18 protein-coding genes are annotated in these 19,635 nt (G+C 73.9%); 11 read left to right on the forward strand and 7 right to left on the reverse strand.

What is annotated here, in order from left to right; all coding sequences use genetic code 11:
• Positions 1-158: 158 nt before the first annotated feature.
• From tssK to VF647_09930, 9 genes are all read left to right on the forward strand, one after another.
• Positions 159-1,505, forward strand: a complete 1,347-nt coding sequence (tssK, locus tag VF647_09890; protein ID HEX8452397.1) for a type VI secretion system baseplate subunit TssK — start codon at positions 159-161, stop codon at positions 1,503-1,505.
• A gap of 80 nt (positions 1,506-1,585) precedes the next feature.
• Entirely contained in the window at positions 1,586-1,963 is a 378-nt protein-coding gene (locus VF647_09895) for a L,D-transpeptidase (protein ID HEX8452398.1), read from the forward strand.
• Positions 1,964-2,129: 166 nt separating this feature from the next.
• Positions 2,130-2,867, forward strand: coding sequence for a DotU family type IV/VI secretion system protein (locus tag VF647_09900; GenBank protein ID HEX8452399.1), 738 nt, complete (start codon positions 2,130-2,132; stop codon positions 2,865-2,867).
• Between the two features lie 40 nt (positions 2,868-2,907).
• Positions 2,908-6,402: an ImcF-related family protein gene (locus tag VF647_09905; GenBank protein HEX8452400.1), complete on the forward strand. Its 3,495-nt coding sequence runs from the start codon at positions 2,908-2,910 to the stop codon at positions 6,400-6,402.
• Positions 6,399-6,920 carry a hypothetical protein gene (locus VF647_09910; GenBank protein HEX8452401.1) on the forward strand — a complete coding sequence of 174 codons (522 nt, stop codon included), beginning with the start codon at positions 6,399-6,401 and terminating at the stop codon, positions 6,918-6,920. The genes VF647_09905 and VF647_09910 overlap by 4 nt, the downstream gene beginning before the upstream one ends.
• Positions 6,913-8,673, forward strand: a complete 1,761-nt coding sequence (locus tag VF647_09915) for a serine/threonine-protein kinase (GenBank protein HEX8452402.1) — start codon at positions 6,913-6,915, stop codon at positions 8,671-8,673. Before VF647_09910 ends, VF647_09915 begins: the two co-directional genes overlap by 8 nt.
• Entirely contained in the window at positions 8,670-9,587 is a 918-nt protein-coding gene (locus VF647_09920; protein HEX8452403.1) for a protein phosphatase 2C domain-containing protein, read from the forward strand. The genes VF647_09915 and VF647_09920 overlap by 4 nt, the downstream gene beginning before the upstream one ends.
• A gap of 145 nt (positions 9,588-9,732) precedes the next feature.
• Positions 9,733-10,260 carry a hypothetical protein gene (locus tag VF647_09925; GenBank protein ID HEX8452404.1) on the forward strand — a complete coding sequence of 176 codons (528 nt, stop codon included), beginning with the start codon at positions 9,733-9,735 and terminating at the stop codon, positions 10,258-10,260.
• A gap of 14 nt (positions 10,261-10,274) precedes the next feature.
• Positions 10,275-11,558, forward strand: coding sequence for a trypsin-like peptidase domain-containing protein (locus tag VF647_09930; GenBank protein HEX8452405.1), 1,284 nt, complete (start codon positions 10,275-10,277; stop codon positions 11,556-11,558).
• Positions 11,559-11,596: 38 nt separating this feature from the next.
• Here VF647_09930 and VF647_09935 read toward each other — a convergent pair whose 3' ends face one another.
• Together VF647_09935 and VF647_09940 are read right to left on the reverse strand one after the other, a co-directional pair.
• Positions 11,597-11,860 (reverse strand): hypothetical protein, encoded by a 264-nt coding sequence (locus tag VF647_09935; protein HEX8452406.1) that lies wholly within the window; start codon positions 11,858-11,860, stop codon positions 11,597-11,599.
• Positions 11,857-12,606, reverse strand: a complete 750-nt coding sequence (locus VF647_09940) for a CsgG/HfaB family protein (GenBank protein HEX8452407.1) — start codon at positions 12,604-12,606, stop codon at positions 11,857-11,859. The genes VF647_09935 and VF647_09940 overlap by 4 nt, the downstream gene beginning before the upstream one ends.
• Before the next feature lie 289 nt (positions 12,607-12,895).
• Between VF647_09940 and VF647_09945 the strand changes: the two genes are divergently transcribed.
• Complete coding sequence (locus VF647_09945; GenBank protein ID HEX8452408.1) at positions 12,896-13,159, forward strand: hypothetical protein; 264 nt, start codon at positions 12,896-12,898, stop codon at positions 13,157-13,159.
• Positions 13,160-13,342: 183 nt separating this feature from the next.
• Positions 13,343-13,471, forward strand: a complete 129-nt coding sequence (locus VF647_09950; GenBank protein HEX8452409.1) for a hypothetical protein — start codon at positions 13,343-13,345, stop codon at positions 13,469-13,471.
• 137 nt (positions 13,472-13,608) lie between these two features.
• Here the strand turns inward: VF647_09950 and VF647_09955 are convergent, their stop codons facing one another.
• The 5 genes from VF647_09955 to VF647_09975 form a co-directional block, all read right to left on the reverse strand.
• Complete coding sequence (locus VF647_09955; GenBank protein HEX8452410.1) at positions 13,609-14,703, reverse strand: pyridoxal phosphate-dependent aminotransferase; 1,095 nt, start codon at positions 14,701-14,703, stop codon at positions 13,609-13,611.
• A complete protein-coding gene (locus VF647_09960) occupies positions 14,691-16,016 on the reverse strand; it encodes an amino acid permease (protein HEX8452411.1) in 1,326 nt (441 codons plus the stop codon). Before VF647_09960 ends, VF647_09955 begins: the two co-directional genes overlap by 13 nt.
• A 140-nt stretch (positions 16,017-16,156) precedes the next feature.
• Positions 16,157-16,885 carry an ion transporter gene (locus VF647_09965; protein HEX8452412.1) on the reverse strand — a complete coding sequence of 243 codons (729 nt, stop codon included), beginning with the start codon at positions 16,883-16,885 and terminating at the stop codon, positions 16,157-16,159.
• 35 nt (positions 16,886-16,920) lie between these two features.
• A complete protein-coding gene (locus tag VF647_09970; protein ID HEX8452413.1) occupies positions 16,921-18,975 on the reverse strand; it encodes a hypothetical protein in 2,055 nt (684 codons plus the stop codon).
• On the reverse strand, positions 18,972-19,634 hold the full coding sequence (locus tag VF647_09975) for an OmpA family protein (protein HEX8452414.1): 663 nt from the start codon (positions 19,632-19,634) through the stop codon (positions 18,972-18,974). The genes VF647_09970 and VF647_09975 overlap by 4 nt, the downstream gene beginning before the upstream one ends.
• Position 19,635: the final 1 nt, after the last annotated feature.

A 19,635-nucleotide genomic window follows, 5' to 3' on the forward strand; every position in this document is an offset into this window, starting at 1 on the left:
TTTCGATGAAGGAGAGGGTCCTGGTGCGGCGAAGGGCCCGGGCAATAGTAATCCGCCGCGCCACCGGGGCGCAAAACAAATTCTGACGCGGAGAGGGTCATGCCGAAGGGAAGCCGGGGAGAGCTGCGGGGCGCGGCGCGCGCGTGGCGAGGCGCACCATGAGCGCGCTGTCGCCCGTGGTGTGGAGCGAGGGGATGCACCTCGCGCAGCACCACTTCCAGGCCCAGGCCCGCTGGTTCGAGGAGGTCGCCGCCTTTTCGCTCTCGCAGCTCTTCTTCAAGCCGTACGGCCTGGCCGGCATCGAGCTGGACGCCGAGGCCCTGCTGAACGGCACCGTGGCCGTGCGCCACGCCCGCGGCATCATGCCCGACGGGCTGGCGTTCCGCTTTCCCGAGGACCCGCCGCCGGAGCCGCTGGACGTCCGCGAGCGCTTCTCGCCCGTGCACGACAGCCACGCCGTGCTGCTCTCCCTGCCGCGCGAGCGCCCCGACCGCCCGTCGTTCGGCGAGGCGGAGCGGCTGAACGGCGGCCGCGACGCGGTGCGGTACCTCGCCGAGCCCCGCCGCCTCCCCGACGAGGCCACCGGCGGCGACGCGAAGCCCGTGCTGGTGGGGCGCAAGAATTTTCGCCTGTCGCTGGACGCCGAGCCCATGGACGGGGACGACCGGGTGTGGATGCCCATCGCGCGGGTGCGGCGCGACGGGGCGGGGCACTTCGTCTACGATCCGGACTACGTGCCGCCCTGCCTGCAGATCGGCGCCAGCGAGCGGCTGCTGGGGCTGGCCGCGCGCGTGGTGGAGATGCTGGACGCCAAGATGGACGCGCTTCGGGCGGAGCTGCCGGGGGGCGCGGCGACCGGCGCGGGGCCGCGGCTGTGGCTGGCGCACGCGCTGCACTCCAGCCGCGCGCCGCTGCACCACCTGCACCAGGCGCGGGGGGCGCACCCCGAACGGCTGTTCTCGGAGCTTTCGCGCCTGGCGGGTGCCCTGTGCACCTTTGCGCTGGACAGCGATCCGCGCGCCCTGCCGCTGTACGACCACGACGCCGCGGACCGCTGCTTCGGCGCGCTGGAGCGCCACGTCCGCGAGCACCTGGAGATCGTCCTTCCCACGAGCCACGTCGTGGTGCCCCTGGCGCGGACGCGCGACTGGTACCACCTGGGCACCGTGGCGGACCGGCGCTGCCTGGAGCGCGCGCACTGGTTTCTGGGCGTACGCAGCACGGCGGCGGCGGGCGTGGTCATCGGCGAGGTGCCGCGGCGGGTGAAGCTGTGCTCCGCGCAGCACATCGAGCGGCTGGTACGCGAGGCGTATCCCGGCCTGGTGCTGGAGCACGAGCCGACGCCCCCCGCCGCGCTCTCTCCGCGGCTGGGGACGCACTACTTCCGCGTGCGCACCCAGGGCCCGTGCTGGGCCGCCATCCGCGAGGCGGGCGAGGTGGGCGCCTACGCCCCCGAGTCCATCCCCGGCGCCGAGCTGGAGCTGTCCATCGTCATGGAGGGGTGAGCGCAGGAAGAAAGGGAGCACCGACAGGGAGGATTCAGGCCGACCATCCGGCTGAACTTCAATGAGGAGTGATGGTGACCATGGCGAAGAAAAAGATCGTGGTAAACCTGGCCCTGCAGTCTGTCACCGCGTACGAGGGGGACAAAGTGGTCCGAGAGTGTGAGTGCGTCACGGGCGATTCGGATCATCCCACGCCCAAGGGGGGGTTCTCGGTGAAGCTCAAATACAGGAAGTACACGAGCAGGAAGTACAAGGCACCGATGGACTATGCCATGTTCTTCACCAACAACGGCGAGGCGCTGCACAAGTACCACGGCCGCGCGCCGTGGTGGATGCTGCGGGCCGGGAGAGCCCTGACCGACCAGGTGGGCTCGCACGGGTGCGTGCGGCTGCAGGAAGAAGATGCCATGGCGCTCTTCGAGTGGGCGGCGGAGGGCACTCCGGTCGAAGTGTTCTAGGCCGATCGCCAGCAGCCGCGCCGATCCGCGGACGGCAAAGAAATAGGCAATACTGCCCATCCCGGTGCCACGCGCGGCCGGTAGACTGGCCTGCGAAGCGCGCGCTCGCGCCGCCCTGGACCGCGCCCGCGGCCCCGGCGCCATCCCTCCCGCGGCAGGCCCCCTGATGGTCACCACGCTCGATCCTCCCGTCCGCGCCGCCCCCTCGCCCGTACGCCCGCGCCGGGGCGAGCTGGCGCTGGCGCTGCAGGAGGCGTTCACGGCGGCCGTGCGCCTGCGCACCCACCGCCAGCGCCCCAGCGACGCCGACACCTTTCGCGCACAGGTCAAGCACCTGCTAGCCCTGGCCAACCGCGACGCCACGCAGGCCGGCTACGACCCGCGATCCGTGAAGCTGGCGCTGTACGCGTACGCCGCCTTCCTGGACGAGTCCGTCCTGGGCTCCGGCGAGCCCGCGCTGGCCGGGTGGGCGCGCCAGTCGCTGCAGGAGGAGGTGTTCGGCGAGCACATGGCCGGCGAGACCTTTTTCGCGCACCTGGACGACCTGCTGGCGCGGCAGGACAGCGACGAGACGGCGGACGTGCTGGAGGTCTTTCTCCTCTGCCTGCTGCTCGGCTTCCGCGGCCGCTACGCGGGCACCAACGGGGGCGCGCTGGACGCGCACGTGCGCGCGGCGCGGGAAAAGGTGGAGCGCATCCGCGGCGGGCGCGAGCCGCTGTCTTCCCTGTGGCCGCTCCCGGCGGACGAGGCCGTGCCGCTGGACCACGATCCCTGGGTGCCGCGGCTGTGGCGTGCCGCGGCCGTGGCGTGTGCCGTCGCCGTGCTCCTGTTCCTGGCCTACCGGCTGTCGCTGGGCTCGTGGGTGGGCGAGATCCGCTCGCTCGCGGCGCTCTCCGCCCGCTGACCACCATCCTCCGCTCCCCACAACCCGCGCGGCCGTGCCCATGAACCAGAACCGGCCCTGGCTCGTCGCCTCCGGCGTCTTCGTCTTCTTCGCCATGCTCGCAAGCTGGGCCGGCCGGCTGACGGGGGCCACGGGGCGTGACCTGTGGATCCTGCGCATCGGCCTGGCCCTGCTGGGCGCGGCGGCGGCCGTGCTGGCCGGGATGTTCCTGGCCGCCCGCGCCCGCCGCGAGCCCGCCCCGGCGGAGAGGGAGGCCGACGACGTGGGCGAGGCGCTCGCCGCCGCGCAGCAGCGGCTGGCCGGCAGCGCGCTGGCGGGGGGATCGCGGATCTCGGGGCTCCCCGTGGTGCTGGTGCTGGGGCCCGCCGGGAGCGCCAAGACCTCCGCCGTCGTCCACTCGGGCGTGGAGCCGGAGCTCCTGGCGGGCGAGGTGGAGCGGGCTGGCGCCGTGGCACCCACGCGGACGCTGAACGTGTGGTACGGGCGCGAGACCGTGTTCCTGGAGGCCGGCGGCGCCATGCTGGACGACGAGCCGCGCTGGGCCCGCCTCGTGCGCCACCTGCAGCCCACCCGCATGGCCGCCGCGCTGGGGCGGGGGACGCAGGCGCCGCGCGTGGCCGTGGTCTGCTTTCCCTGCGACGCGTTCCATCAGCCCGGCGCCGTGGACGCCGTCCCCGCCGCGGCCAGGCGGATGCGGGCGCGGCTGGCGGAGCTGGCCGGGGCGCTCGGGGTGCGGCTTCCCGTGTACGTGCTCTTCACCCGCGCGGACCGGCTGCCGTACTTCGCCGAGTACGTGCGCGGGCTGTCGCGCGACGAGGCGCAGGCGGTGCTGGGCGCCACCTTTCCCGCGGCGGACCCGCCGGGCGCCGGGCTGTACGCCGAGTTCGCCGCGCGCCGCGCCGGCGACGCGCTGCGCTCCCTGGCCCGCTCGCTCTCCGTCGCGCAGCTGGACCTGCTCCCGCGCGAGCCCCGCGAGCCGGCGCGCGCCGGGGCGTACGAGTTTCCGCGCGAGCTGCGCAAGGTGTCTGACCTCGCCACGCAGTTCCTGGTGGAGCTGTGCCGCCCCAGCCAGCTGAACGTGAGCCCGTTTCTGCGCGGCTTCTACTTCACGGGGGTGCGGACGGTGGTGGCGGAGGACGGGCCCGCGCCGTCCGCCACCGCCGCGTCGGTGGGAGGGCAGGTGGCGCTGGGCGCTACCTCCGTCTTCGACCCCCGCCGCCTGCGCGAGATGGCGTCCGCGCCGGCGCCCGCCCGCGGCGCCGCGCGCGAGGTGCCGGAGTGGGCGTTCGCGCGGCGCATCTTCAACGACGTGATCCTGCGCGACCGCGTGGCCATGGCGGCCACGGGGGGCGGCACGCGCGTCAACGCCCTGCGCCGCGGGCTGGCGGCGGCTGCGCTGGCCGCGTGCGTGATCTTCGCGGGCGGGTTCACCGTTTCGTACCGGAACAACCGCGTGATGCTCTCCGGCGCCCTGGCCGCCGCGCGCGAGGCCCGCGATGCCCCCGCGGATCCCGCGTCGCTGGCGCAGGCGGAAGCCCTGCGGCGGCTGGACGCGCTCCGCGCGGGCGCGGCGACGATGGCGGCGTACGAGCGCGAGGGCGCGCCCCTGCGGATGCGCTGGGGGCTGTACGCGGGCCACCGGGCGTTCCCGTCGCTGCGGCGCGTGTACTTCGAGAGCTTCGACCGGCAGCTCTGGGCGCGCACCCGGCCGCGCCTGGTGCAGACGCTGCGCGCGCTGCCGGAGGCCCCCACCGACGCCAGCCAGTACGGCGCTACGTACGACGACCTCAAGGCCTACCTGGTGACGACCACGCATCCGCGGTACGGCAGCGCCGCATTCCTGGGGCCGGTGCTGGACCGGCACTGGGCGGACCGGGGAGAGGCGGACCCGGAGCGGCGGGCGCTGGCGCGGCGGCAGTTCGAGTTCTTTGGGGCGGAGCTCCCCCACGGCAACCCCTTCGCTCCCGCGCCGGACGAGGCGCTGATCGTGGAGAGCCGCGCCTTCCTGGGCCGCTTCGCGCAGGCGGAGCGCTTTTACCGCGCGATGCTGGACGAGGCGGGCCGCCACGCCCGCGCCGTCGACTTCGGCGCGCTGTACCCGGCGGCGGCCCCGGTGGCTGCGGCGCCGCACGTGGTGCCCGGCGCCTTTACCCGCGAGGGATGGGCGTACGTGCGCGGCAACGCCCGCGCGGTGGAGCGGCTGTTCGCCCGCGAAGACTGGGTGCTGGGACCCCAGGCCGTGGGCGCGGAGGACCGCGTGCGCATCGGCCGCGAGCTGCAGGCGCGCTACGTGGCGGACTACGTGGCCCACTGGCGCACCTTTCTGGAGGCGGCGCGGGTGCACCCGTTCGGCGGATTGTCCGATGCGGCGGCAAGGCTCGGCCCCCTTTCGGGGAACGACTCTCCCGTGCTGCAGATCCTCTCCCTTGCCTCGCGCCACACCTCCATGGACTCCGTGCGGCTGGGCCCCGCATTCCAGCCCGTGCACCAGGTGGCCCCGGCCGCGGCGGACCGGGTGGCGGCGGAGGGGACGGCGGCGTACGTGGTGGCGCTGGGCGGGCTGCGCAGCGCCCTGCAGCTGGCCGCCGCCACGCCGCCGGAGCTGCGCGGCCCGCCGCTGTCGCAGGCCGCGCAGGCCGCGGGGCAGGCGGACGGAGAGGTTCGTAAGCTGGCGCAGGGGTTCCGCATCGACGGCGAGGCCGCGGCGGTGGGCGCCGCGGTGCAGCGGCTGCTGCGCACCCCCATCGACGGCGCACAGCGGGTGGTGACCGGCGCGGTGGGCGCCCTGCCGCAGCCAGGCGACCAGGCCGCCGCCGCCGCGGCAGCGGCGGCGGACGCGGCCGCTGCCCCCGTCGCCGCCGCGGCCCGGGACTTCTGCTCCGCGCTCAACCGGCTGCGCGCGGGCTTCCCCTTCCGCGGCGGCGGGCGCGACGCGGCGGTGGACGATCTGGCCGGCGTGTTCCAGCCGGGCGCCAGCGCCCTGGCGGAGCTGCAGCAGGCCGTGCAGCCGCTGGTCTCGCGCCAGGGGCCGCGCTACGTGGCCCGCACCGGCGCGTCGCCGCGCCCGGGGAGCGGATTCCTGGGCTCCCTGGGCCGCGCGGCGGAGCTGTCACGCGCCCTGTACGGCGACGACGGGTCCGCGCCCCGGGCGGACTTCACCCTGCGCGCGCACACCTCCGCCGCGGTGCCGGAGGTCACGGTGGTGCTGGATGGAAAGACGCGCCGCTTCACGCGCACCCTGGCCGCGTCGGAGTCGTTCACCTGGCGCGCCTCGGACGCGGGCGGCGCCCGCCTGGTGGCGCAGGTGAACGGCGAGGACGTGGTGCTCGCCGAGGCGAGCGGACCGTGGGCCGCCTTCCGCCTGTTCCGCGGCGCGTCGTGGCAGGACGCAGGCGACGGGCGGTACGTGGTGCGCTGGCCCCTCCCCGGGCAGCCGTCGCCCCTGTCCGCCGACGTGGTGTTCGCCGGCGGCGTCCCCGTCTTCAACCCGGACTACCTCGCCCGGGTCACCTGCGTCCCCCGGATCGGCCAATGAACGCCCTTCGCTCCCTCCGCGCCCCGTTCCTGGCGCTGCTCTGCGCGGCCGCGTGCGGCGGCCCGCCTCCGTCCCCGCAGGCGCCCCCGCCTCTGGGCCTCGTCCCCGCGGCCTCGCTGCTGTACGACGACGACGCGGGCGGGCTGCGCGACTCGCTGCGGCTGGTGGTGCGTGCCCCCGCCGGGCTGGACAGCCTGTGGCGCCGCGCCACCGCCGGCCAGCCCGCGCCCCCGCCGCCGCCCGCCGTGGACTTCGGCCGCGAGATGGTGCTCGCGGTGGCCGCGGGGCGGATGACGCCCAACGACCGCATCCGCGTGGACAGCGTGGGCGTGCGGCGCCTGCCCGGCGCGGATGGGCGCATGCGCGAGGTGCTGGCCGTCCTGGTGCGGACCGTCGAGGCGTGCGAGCGCTACACCGCCGCCGCGTATCCCAGCCAGGTGGTGCGGCTGCGGCGCTTCGACGGCCCCGTGGTCTTCGTGGAGCGGCGCGAGCGCGCGGAGGGCTGCGCGCGTGAGTGAGTCGGGCGTGCTGGGCCCGGGCGCGGCGGACGCGGGTCTGGTGGGCACGGTGCTGGCCGGGCGGTACCGCATCGTCCGGAAGCTCGGCGAGGGCGCCATGGGCGCCGTGTACCTGGGCGAGCACCTGCGCATCGGCCGGCGCGACGCCATCAAGGTGCTGCGCCCGTCGCTGGCCGCGGACCCGGAGGCGATGGCCCGCTTCGCCCGCGGCGCCCGAAACGTGTGCGCCATCCAGCATCCCAACGTCTGCACCGTGTACGACTTCAGCGACACGGAAGACGGGCGGCGCTTCCTGGCGATGGAGTTCGTCCCCGGCGAGACGCTCCAGGACCTGCTGGCGCGCGAGGGGCGGCTCTCTCCGGTCCGCGCCGTGGCCATCGCCGCGCAGGTGGCGGGGGCGCTGCAGGCCGCGCACGACGCGGGGATCGTGCACCGCGACCTCAAGCCGGGCAACGTGATGGTGAGCCCCGGGCGCGGCGGCGCGGACGCGGTCAAGGTGGTGGACTTCGACATCGCCAAGGGCTCGGCCGAGGGGCAGGGCGGGGAGGTGACCCGGCTGGGCTTCGTCATCGGCACCCCGGAGTACATGAGCCCCGAGCAGCTGCTGGGGATGACGCTGGACGGGCGCAGCGACGTGTACTCGCTGGCCCTGGTGCTCTTTCGCATGCTGGCGGGGGCGCTCCCCTTTCGCGCGCAGGACACGCAGGAGCTGATGGTGCAGCGGCTTACGGGAACTCCCCTGCGGCTGCACGAGGTGCTCCCCGCGCTGCGCGTGCCCCCGGCGCTGCAGGACGCCCTGGACCGCGGGCTGCAGCGCCGCGCGGAAGACCGTGTTGCCAGCGCGGCCGAGTTCTCCGCCGCCATCACCGCCGCCGTGGCGGACGCGCCGTCCCACGCCGCTCCGCCGGCCCCCGTGCCGGACGCGGGGCGCGGGGCGTGGGGATTCACGCGGGGCGGTGTCGCCGCGACGGTGCTCACCCCCGACGGCGCACCATCGCCCGCGACGACGCAGGCGCGCCGCGCGGTCCCTCTCGCTGCGGGCCGCGGGGCGGCGGGGGTGCTCGCCCTGGCGCTGCTGCTGGGCGGCGCCTGGGGGATCAGCCGCTTTCTCGGTCCCCCGGACGCGGACGCCGCCGCCTCCGGAACACCCGCGCCCGGCGCCGCGTCGGCTGCCGTGGCGGGCCTCACCGATCCCACGGCGCATCCCGTTTCGGCGGCGCCAGTCGATTCCGCCGCCACCGCCCCCCGCATGAGCGACTCGACGCGTATCGGCCCATCCAGCGCCGCCGCGGCGCCCCTCCTCGATCCGCCCGCGACGAACGGCCAGAGGGAGCGGACGGCGAATGGGCAGAAGGCAGCGAATCGGGTGGCGGAGGAGGAGCAGGGACTCGCGGTGGACGATCCGCGCGCCGAGGTGCCGGCGCCGGAGCCGCCGGCGCCGCGCGAAGGAGGGCTGGCGGCGGAGAACGCGCCCGCCGTGCTGGGCCGTCTCTCCGTGCGGATGGGTGACCTGTCACTCTCCGGGGGGCGGCTGCGCGCGGTGGCGGACTCGGCGAGCGCGGTGTGGCGGCTGGGCGATGCGCTTCCTGACCGGCAGCGCGCCAACGCCGCCTACCTGCTGGGGACGATCGCCTTTCGCGAGCAGGACTGGGGCGGGTGCGTGCAGTGGCTGGAGCGCTCGCTGCAGCTCAACCCCGGCTCGGCCGGCCGCGCCCGCATGATGCTGGACCGCTGCCGGGAACGGGGCGGGTGAGCGCACAGGCGGCGGTCCGGCCCACGGTGCGCGCCACCCTGTTCGCCCTGACGCATCCGGGGCTCCGGCGCGGCGAGAACCAGGACAGCTTCCTGGTGGCGGACCTGGGCGTCCCCACGGGGGAGGGGCCGTGGTGGGTGAGCACCGACCGGGACGAGGTCTCGGGGGCGCGACGCTTCGAAGTAGGCCCGCGCGGGCTGCTGGCGGTGGTCGCGGATGGAATGGGCGGGGCGGCGGCCGGCGCGCTGGCCAGCCGGCTCGCCGTCGCGGAGATCTACGGCGCCATGGCCACGCGCTGGACGGCGGACCCGGACCACTCGCCCGGCCGGTTCGCGCGATGCCTGTGCGATGCGGTGCATGCCGCCAACGCCGTGCTGCACGCCCACGCCCGGCGCGAGCCGGAGTGCGAGGGGATGGGCACCACGGCCACCGTGGCCGGGATCCTGGACGGGTGCGTGTACCTGGCCCAGGTGGGCGACTCGCGCGCGTACCTGGTGCGCGGCGGGCGCGCGGTGCAGCTCACCCGCGACCAGTCGCTGGTGCAGCAGCTGATGGACCGCGGGGCGATGACGGCGGAGCAGGCGGAGGCCAGCGGGCTGGGAAGCGTCCTGCTCCAGGCGCTTGGGCCCGAGCCGCGCGTGGAGGTGGACGTCACCCGCCAGCCCGTGCGCCGCGGAGACGTGCTGGTGCTGTGCTCCGATGGCCTTTTCCGCGTCGTCGGCCCGGAGGCGCTGGCCGAGGCGGCGGCTCGAGAGCCGGACCCCGCCGCGTTCTGCGCCGCACTGCTGGACGCGGCGCTGGCCGGCGGCGCGCCCGACAACGTGACGGTGATCGCCGCCGTCCTGGATGGCCCCGGCCTGGACGACGCGGCGGACGGTGACCCGGCCGGATGGCTGCCGTATTCCCTCGCCTGACTCCCTGCAACTCACTGCCGCCCGCTATCCAGGTACTGCTGCCGCTGCGGTCAGCCATTGGTAAAGACGACGCGGCTGTGCGGCTGCGTACTAAACGTCCACACGTAATCCCGGAAGGTCACTCATGCCAGCTAAGATACAGATCGTGATCACCGGAAAGGGCAAGGGCAACACGTTCGTCGTTCCGTATAGCCATACGGCGGGACTGCAGATGGATGCAAACACTGGGAAGCCGGTCATCTACAAGGTTCCATGGTATGAGGTGAGGATCGGCGGAGGAGGTGCCTACCGCGCGGTTCGCTTCGGGCTCCAGAACAAGGGCCATGCGCCGCCTCCCGCTTTGCGCGCCTGCGACGCGGGACTTTCGTCGGGCCGCATCTGCACTCCCATGTGGGTTCCCGGGTACAGCCCGCACAGCTTCGCGGGCGGGTCCAGGACTGGCGCGTGGCGCCTGCTGCCAGGCAAAGGCTTTCTCATCCACGAGGGCGCCGATGGCGCCAAGGGGCAAGTTGGGGGTTCGCTGGGATGCGTGGAGATCCTGGACGGGGGGTGGAACGCGTTTCTGGGCGAGCTCGAGAAACTCGGCGGCGACTCGTGCGCGTCCCTCGGCGCGGCGGGAAAGGTGAGTGTTAAGATCGAGGCGGCGTCGTTCCCGGTCGCTACCCTCGTCTAGGCACTGCGTTGACAATGCCCGCCGAGCTCCACGTCCTGAACGGAAACCGTGCCGGGCTGGTGCTGGCGCTGGACACCGCCGGCTGCACCGTGGGCCGGCACCCCGGCTGCTCGCTGCGCTTCGGCGCGGACGCGGACGGGGTTTCCGCCCGACACGCGCGCCTCCTGCCGGATGGCGCGGGGTGGATCGTGCGGGACCTGGGGAGCACCAACGGCACCTGGCTCAACGGCCGGCGCGTCCGCGGCGACGCCGTGCTGCGCGACGGAGACCGCATCGCGTTCGGGAAGTCCGGGCCGTCGGTGGAGCTTCGCCTGCCAGGCGCCGTCCGCGTAGCGACCCCGGTTAAGCCGGAGCCCCGCGCCGTCCGTCCGCGGCACCCGTGGGCCGTGGGCGCAGGAGCCGCCTGCGTGCTGCTGGCTGGCACCGCCGCCGTGCTCGTGGCCCGCCGCCCCCCGGCGGCCGCGATGGCCGAGGCACGCGCCTCCGCCGTCGGGACCGGGCTGCGCCCCGCGCTGTCTTCCGCTGCGCCGGCCGCGCCCCGGCCATCCGCCCCGCGCCCTGCACCGGCTGTTTCCGCATCCGCCGCGCCCCGTCCATCCCTTCCATCATCGCCTGGCGCAACCGCACGCCACCCTTCGGCGAAGCGTGCGCCAGCGGCAGTCATCAGGGCGCGGCCGGAATCAGCCTCTGTGCAGGCGCAGGCGCCCCGCCGTGCGCTCCTGGTGGACCGGCTGAATCGGCTGGCGGTGGCGCGCATCTACGTCGAGTCGGAAGACGGTGAGGTGGCGACGGGGACGGCGTTCGCCGTGCGCGCGGACGGAACGCTGGCCACCAACCGCCACGTGGTGGGGGGCAGTCCGCGGCGCATCGCCGTGCAGTTCACCGGGTCCACGCAGGTGTGGCGCGCGCGCGTGGTGGCCGTCTCCGGCGCATGGGACCTGGCCCTCGTCAAGGTGGACGACGTCGAGGGCGCCGTCCCCATCGTGCGCGGCCTGAACCTGCGTCCGGACACTCTGGCGGCGGGCGCCCCCGTGGCGCTGGCCGGCTTTCCGCGCGGCGGGGAGCCGGTGGAGGGCGCCGTGATCCGGGCGACCGTGGTGCAGGCGGAGCTGGCGGGCGTGCGGGGCGGGCGGGTGGAGGTCTTCGCGCGTTCCGGCGTGGGGGCCAGCGGAAGCCCCCTCTTCGATGCGGACGGCCGGGTGATCGGCATCCTGTTCGGCGGAAGCCCCGGCGCCGCGCGTCCCATCCTCTACGCCGTACCCGCCTCCGCCCTGTCGCAGCTGCTGGCCGAACGCTGAACGCCCCGGCTCCGATGGACGGGGCCGGGGCGTTCGAATCAGGAGTCCCGCTTTGAAGTGTCGAAGGGATACTTCGCCAGGATACGCTTCTGCACCTTCTCCAGTGCGTCGTGGTTCCCGTGCGCATCCACGATCTCGTCGAGCACGTCCAGGAACCACTCCTTCGGCTCGAGTTCGTGAATTCCGCGGAGAAGAAACATCAACTCGTGCTTCGCGCCGGGAATCGCCATCTCGTTGCTGGCGGCGGCATGGAGCTGCACGAGGGCGCTGCTCACGGGGTCCCAACCGGGGCGGCCGCTCATCCTTCCTCGATCTGCCGAAGTGCCTCGCGGGCCTCGGTGTAGTCGGGAAAGCGCTGCACGAGCTGCCGGTACAGCTCCACGGCCTCCGTCTGGCGGCCGTTGTCCTGGTGGTCCATGGCAAGCGACAGCAGCATCACCGCCTCGTCGGGCATGTTGCGCTCGCGGCGCTCCCGCTGCGTGGCCTGGGCGAGGGGCGGCAGGTCCACCCCGCGGACGATGCGGTCGGCCAGGTCCACCATCAGCCGGTACAGGTTCTCGCGGCGCTGGTTGTCGATGCGGACGGTGCGGAGGATCTCGCCCGTCTCCACGTCCACGATGCGCCCGTCCAGCCTGAAGTTGCCGTACAGGTCCATGAACGTGCCGGTGATGGCGTACCGCGCGCCCACCAGCCGCCCCACGCGTGCCGCCGTCCCGGGGTCCACCCGGCCCGCCGTGCCCAGGTCCTGCTCGGCCAGCGTTTCGCGCAGGATGCCGCGCTCCACGATGCGCAGCTGCGGGTTCTGCTGCAGCTCGGTGAGCAGCATCCCCTGGATACCCACCTCCAGCGCCGACATGTCCTCTCGCCCCGGCCCGTACGACCCGCCGTTGGTGAAGGGGAACACGGCGATCCCCGGCGGCGCCTGTGCAGGCACGCGGGTGGACGCTGGCTGCGCCGCGGAGATTCCTGCCGCATCCACGACGTGCGGCGACGTGGCGGGAGCCTGCAGACAGCCGGCGAGCGCGAGCGCGATGAGTGGCTTGAGCATGGCGAAAGATCCTCGGAAGGCGGGACGCGGCAGAGGGGAATGGCGGCGATCCGCGCGCGGGCGCGGAGTGCTAGGGATGGATAGGCGGGATGGCGGCGCGGGGGATGGGCAGTTCTGCCCATTTCGTGTATCCGGCGCGGTCGCCTCGATTTACGGCACGTACCGGGAGCAGGGTAGCTCGTTTCCGCCCCCGTTCTGCACCCCTGGCGGTTCTCGGCTCCGGATGCGCCCAAACCTTGCTGGGGCAGGGAACAGGCGGTGAGGAGCCCGAACCGATGGAGGTGCCCGTATGAGTGACCCGCACGCCCTTTCGCCCGAGCAGCGCCGGGTGGCGGCCGACACCCTGTGCGCGCAGATCCGTGCGTGGATGGAGGACCCGGAGAGCACCTTTCAGCTTTCGGTACGCCGCGGAATGGATTCGCGGATGAACCTTGCCGCCGGCGCGCGCGACCTGCACCCCAACGGGACGGCGACGGTGGTGCTGGAGATCAACGGCGGCGCCAGCCACACGGAGCGGCCCGACGCGATCCCCGTTCCCGCCATCCTGCGTTAGCCGCCGCGGCCCACGGGGGTACGGCGCGGCGATTGCGCGGACTTGCAGGCGCTCCCCGAGCCCGACACGAGCAAGCCGCTACTGGTCTCCACATGGGCGACGCGCTCACCCGCTGTGTGGACGACCGGGAGTTCGCCCCTCCTGCGCCAGATCGTCCAGCAGACCCTCCGCACCGAGCTGCCCGTGACCGCTGACAGCGCCGTCGACGAGGGACTCGGAGCGCTGGGACGGCTGCTGGAGCAGGCGGAGCGAGTCAGCCCGCGCGGCTGGCGCAAGGCGAGATCAGAGGCGATGGAGGGGCGGCGGCCTTAGCGCGGATCGAGTGCGGAGAACGGCAAACGCATGGCTCACGCGGAGACGCGGAGACGCCGACAGAACCGCTCGACGACACGTTCCCGCCGATCCCGGAGCTACCGACCAACTCTCTCGATCTCTGATGGAATCGAGGCTCAGCCGAGATGGCGGCGACGCTCCTCCAGCGCACTCTTCAGGCGGTCGAGCCCCGCGCGAAACGTCGCTGGATCCACACCGAGGCCGATGCGCAGGTGGTCCGGCATGCCGAAGAAGCGGCCGGGCACGACGGCCGTCTCGTAGCGCGCGGTCAACAGGTCGCAGAGCGCGTCCGCGTCGCCGGTGCGCAGGCGGGGGAAGGAGACGGTGCCGTGCGCGTGCGCCTGGGCGTGCAGGTGGTCGGCGTGCGCGGCGTAGAACTCGTTGAGGGCGGCGGCGTTGGCGTGGAGCAGCGCGCGCGAGCGGAGGGCGATGGCGTCGAGGTTCCGGAAAGCGGCTAGGCTCAGCCGCTCCGCCGCGTGGACGCCGATGTTGTTGAACAGCTCGGTCAGCCGCCAGGCACGGTCGATGATGTCCGGCGCGGCGACGATCCAGCCGCAGCGCAGGCCGTTGAGGCCGTAGACCTTGGTGAGGCTGTTCGTCGCGATGAACGTCTCGCCGAGGTGGAAGCAGGTGCGCGGCGTGGGCTCCCAGAGCGCGTCGAGGTAGACCTCGTCCACGATGACGCGCGCGCCGATGCGCGCCGCGATCTCGCCGATCTGGCGCAGGGTGTCGTCGTCCGCGAGGGCGCTGCTGGGGTTGTGGAGGTTGGTGATGACGACGGCGCGCGTGCGCTCCGTCATCCGCCGCTCCACCTCCGCGGGGTCCAGCCGGAAGCCATCTTCGGCGGGGCGCGGAAAGGAGCGCACCTCCGCGCCGAGCCAGCGCGCCGCGGCGATCAACGGCTCGTACGTGGGATGCTCGATGAGCACCTCGTCCCCCGGCCGCACGACGGCCGCGAGCGCAAGGAGGTTGGCCATCGACGCGCCCATCGCCGAGCAGACGCACGACTCGTCCACCCGGTACCGCGCGGCGATGGCCTGCTGGAGCGGCTTGTAGCCGTACGCGCCCGTACCACTGATCTCCAGGTCGTCGACGGTGACGGGGAGGTCGCGGAGCGGGAGGTAGGGGACGCCGCTGGAGGTGAGGTCGAAGCGGGCCGGCGGGCGCGTCTTGGCCCACCGCAGGTACTCGGAGCCCGTCACGCCGCCCATCGCCGCCAGAGCGCGTAGACGGGAAGGCCTGCGAGCATGATCCCGAGCCCGACCGCGCTGTTCACCGGCGCGTCCAGCACGGTGCTGACCACGATGAGCGCCGCCGCGGCCACGAAGAGCGCCGTCGTCAGCGGGTGGCCAGGGACGCGCGCGCCCTCATCGCCATCACCCTCACGGCGGCGGAAGACGAAGAGCGCGGCGCCGGTCAACGCAAAGAAGACCCAGTCCACCGCCACGACGTAGCCCAGGATCTGCTCGTACGTGCCGGTAAGGGCGATGAGCAGCGACAGCACGCCCTGCAGCGCCACGGCCACCACAGGCGCCCGCGTGCGCGGCGACACCCTCGCGACGGAACGAAAGAAGACTCCGTCCGCCGCCATGGCGAAGTACACGCGCGGGGCCGTGAGCATCCCCTGGCTCAGGAAGCCGAGCGTGCTGATGGCGATCCCCGCCGCGATCAGCGCCGCGCCGCGCTCGCCGAACGCCAGGCGCATCACGCTGGAAGCGGGCGTGGTGGTCGCCGCCAGCCCGTCAGCCCCGAGCGCATGGACGCACGCCAGCGTGACCCCCACGTACAGCGCGATCACCCCCGCCACGCCGATCAGCAGCCCGCGCGCGAGGTCCCGCCGCGGGTCGCGCATCTCGCCGGCCACGAAGCTGGCCGTCTGCCACCCGCCGTACGAGAACATGACGGGCGTCATCGCCGCGCCGAAGGCAAGCAGCAGGCTCCCCGACGGCACGGTGGCGGGGGCCGTCGCGGCGCCCGCGTCCGGCGCCACGAAGACGAGACCGGCCGCGATCAGCCCGACGATCGCCACGATCTTGAGGATCATCAGCCCGTTCTGCACGGTGCCGCCGGAGCGCACGCCCATGCAGTTGACAGCCACCAGCAGCGCAATCCCAAGCGCCGCGACGACGGGCTCCGCCAGCGGGAGGTGCGTGACCTCGCGGAAGTAACGCGCGAACGTCACGGCCACGGCCGCCATCCCGCCCGTCTGGATCACCAGCAGCAGCGCCCAGCCGTAGACGAACGCGACGGCGGGATGGAATGCGTCGCGCAGATACGCGTACTGCCCGCCCACGTGCGGCCGCCGCGCCGCGAGCTCCGCGTACACGAACGCGCCCGCCAGCGCGACCAGCCCGCCCGCCAGCCACGCGCCCACGATGAGCGCGGGCGTGTGCACCTGCCGCGCGACCACGTACGGCGTCACGAAGATGCCGCTCCCCACGATGCCGCCCATCACGATCATCGTGGCGTCGAACAGCCCCAGCCTGCGCGCCAGCGCGGGCCCTGCGTGCGGTGTGGGATCCACGGGGCGCGGAATGGCGGAGGGGGAGGGGATCTGCCGGGACGCGCACAAGGTCGATGGGATCGGCGTGCGCGGCAAGAGGCTGGGATACACCCGAGGCGGGGGTCCGCGTTATCGAGTTCTAAGCCTCCGCGCGGGGAGAATCACTCGTGCAGGCAGGATGCGACGCCCTCCAGCCGCTCTACCCGCCGTTCCAGCGCCCGGACGACGCTCGCATCCGCGCTGTCGGCGGGTTGCAGGAACGACTTCGCGATGTAGCCGGTAAAGGTTCCGAACAGCCCGACGCCCACCGTCATGAGGAGCGCGGCGATTACGCGGCCTTCGGTGGTCACCGGCACCCGATCGCCGTAGCCCACCGTCGCGATGGTGGCGTACGCCCACCAAACCGCGTCCGCGGCGGTCCGGATGCTGGCCCCGGGCGCGTCCCGCTCCACGTGAAGGATCGCGACCGACGAGAACACCAGCACCAGAAACGTCAGCAGCGCCATCCCCCAGAACGCCGCGCCCGCACGGGTGCTGCGGATGAAGGCGCCGAGATGCCGCGCGGACCTGCAGCCCCGGAGCACGCGGACGACGCGGACCATCCGCGCCACACGCGCGAACCGCAGCGCGTCCAGCATGGGGATGCTCGCGACCAGGTCCAGCCACCCCCACCGAAGGTACTCCATCTTCCGGTCCGCGCGGATCAGGTTCCGGAAGAAATCCAGGAGGAACACCAGACAGATCACGTTGTCCGCCGTGTCCAGCACCTTTCTGCTCTCCGGGTCCAGCGGGAGCACCGTGGACGCCACCAGCGCGGCCAGCACGTACACGCTGAGCCCGAGCGTGAACAGGTCGTACAGCGCGAGCCTTTCGGGCTCGGAAGCAGTCATCGCTGATGCTGAAGCTCGGCGGACGGAGTGCCGGTTCATCCACCGTCGGCCAGCGCCGCGATCTTGAGCACGAGGTCGTCCGACGATCCCGCGGCGAGGCCTTGGACGAGTCCGGCTGCCAACTCGGGTTCACGGAACGCCCGCTGCGGGGCAGCGAGCCAGGCGACGAAGTCGTCCCATTCCCGCGGCGCGCCTTCCGTGGGCGACACGGCGAGCAGATCCAGGGCGTACATCGCGAACAGTGCCGCCTCGGTTTCGCGGCTGGAGGGCGTTTCGGAGGTTTGGGACGGGTGCGGCGGGACGCGGCCGAGGCGGTCCAGCGGGGGGATGCCGGGAGGCAGGAGGCGGTACGGCCTTCCGAGCAGGGTGCCCAGCGGGGCGGCCAACGCCACCGCGTGCAGTGCGCCAGGCTCGGCCACGCGGTAGCCGATGGTGGCGGGGTGGTATAGACCCAGGCCGAGATCGAAGGCCGAGAGATCGCGCCAGAGCCGCGCGGCGGCGACGACCAGCGCGCGGGGATCGTGGTCGCGCCAGGCGCGCAACGGGGCGGAGGACGCGAGGGGGAGGGCGGTCGGCGGCGCGTAGAGATAGCCGGTCCCCTGCATGGAGCGGCCGAGGCAGCGCGGCGAGCGGGCCGTCGTGCGGGTTTCCAGGGCGCGGAAGAAGGCGTGCTCGTGCCGCACCGCGCGCTCTCCGGCCTCGGTGGTGGCGGTGCGCAGCCAGCCGTGCGTCAGGTCGCTCAGGGGGAGCGGCACCACCCGTGTCTCCCAGCCGAACGCCTTGTCGGTCCGCACCGGCTTTCCGGCCGCGAGCACCGCGTCGGAGGCGGCGGTGGCGGAGGGGGAGAGGATGCGGAGGGACGACCGCTTGTGGCGCGGCAGGCGCTCCCAGGCGGGTGAGCTTCCCACACGCAGCGCGCCCCGCGACACGACCTCGGCCAGCCACCGGTCGGTGGTGATGCGGGCGAAGGGGACGATGAACGCCGGGGTGGCGGTCTCCAGCCAGTGGCCGCCTACGTCGGCGGGGAGGTCGAAGAGAGGGCCCGCCCAGGCGTCGGGCGCAAGGGTCACCGCGTCGGCGCCGGGCGGGATGGCGGCCACGCATTCGGCCCGAGCGCCGACGCGCACGCCGCGCCCCCGCACCTGCACGGGCCATCCTTCGCCCATGCGGATGAGGACGTAGGGGCCGAAGAGCGGGACGACGTACAGGGTGGATGCGGGCGCGGTGTTGCGAGTCTCCGCTGGTTGTGGCGGGGCGGGGGAGGGAGCCCGGTTGCGCGATGCGTGGCGGAGCAGGACGCCCCACGCATCGAGATCGGCGACGGCGGGCGCGTGTCCCTCGTCCACCAGCGCCACGGACTCGCGCGCGGCCATCTCGTCCAGCGCGGGGGCCGGGCGCGCCGCTCCCGAGTGGCCGCGCAGACGCTCCAGGTGACGCGCGGAAAGCATCCGCAGCGCTCCAGGCTCGGAGGGGGCCGGGCCTTCCGCACGGCTGGCCTCCTCCACCGCCGCGGCGAGCTCCGCACGCGACACGCCTTCGGGCCAGCGCTTCACCTCCAGCGGCTCGTCCAGGTGCGCGGGCAGGCGGCGCTCGGCGGCGGCGAGATCTTCCTCCACCCGTTCGAGTCGCGCGCGGTGGGCCCGCACCCACGCCGTTTCGCGGGTGCGGAGTCCGCCCTGGTCCACGCCGGCCGTTTCCAGGGCGCGCGCCAGGTGCCAGGGCAGGCGCTCGGCGAAGCGGTCGCGGAGGCGGCGCAGCACGCGTTCGAACTCGGCCGCCGAGTCGTGGCGCTCGATGGCGCGGGTGGCGCGCCCTCGCACCGCGTTCCAGGCGTGGTCGAGCGACCTGCGCGCCAGCCCGCCGGCGGCGAGATCGGCGCCCCGCCGCGTCAGCGCGCGTCGCAGCGGGCTCCTGGCGCCGTCCAGGAAGCCGGTGAGGGCCGCGGCCGATGCGGCGAGCGCGGGGTCGGCGCCGCCGCGCTCGCCGATCCCGGCCAGGAGCGCGCGGGCCTCCGACTCCACGCGAAGAAGGTGGCGGCGCGCCTCGTCGGACACGTCGAGGCGGCCGCGCAGGGCGGTGTCGGTGGTCACCGGCGCATCTCCACGCAGGCGTCGCGGCGGCGGCGCTGCACGCTGTCGCCGGGAAGCTGCGGGCGGATCTCCAGCTCGATGCGGCGGTCCGCGGGGTCGGCCTCGGCGCCGGCGCGGGCGCGGTCGGGACGCACCGGGTAGTAATGGCTGCGCCCCAGCGCCGACACGCGGCAGGCGGGGACGCCGGCGCTGTCGATCAGAAAGAGCGCCACGGTGGCGGCGCGCGCCGCGCTCAGCTCCCAGTTTCGCTCGTCGCTCCCCTCGCTGCTGGTATGCCCGACCACCTGCACCTGGTCGATCTCGTTCACCAGGCCCCCGTGCAGGAAGCGCCCGAAGTCGTGGAGGATCGCCCTTCCTTCGGGCTTGAGGCGGGCGAGCGCGTACTCGTTGCGGGGAAAGGTGGCCTCCTCGGCGATGCGCACCAGCACGTAGTCTCCCACGCGCTGCACGGCTACGCGCCGGTCCGCGGCCCCGGCGAGCGCGGCTTCGATGCGCGCCAGGTTCGACGCCTGTGCATCCGCCTGGCCCGCGCGCTGGATGGCCGGCACCGCGAGCGCCGCGAAGAGGATCAGGAAGAGGAGGGTGGTGGCGGCCAGCAGGTCGGCGAACGCCGGCCACGGGCCGCCATCGCCCTCCTCTTCTCCCATGCCGTATCGCATC

The sequence above is a fragment of the Longimicrobium sp. genome, assembly GCA_036387335.1.
In the GTDB taxonomy this organism is placed as follows: Bacteria; Gemmatimonadota; Gemmatimonadetes; order Longimicrobiales; family Longimicrobiaceae; genus Longimicrobium.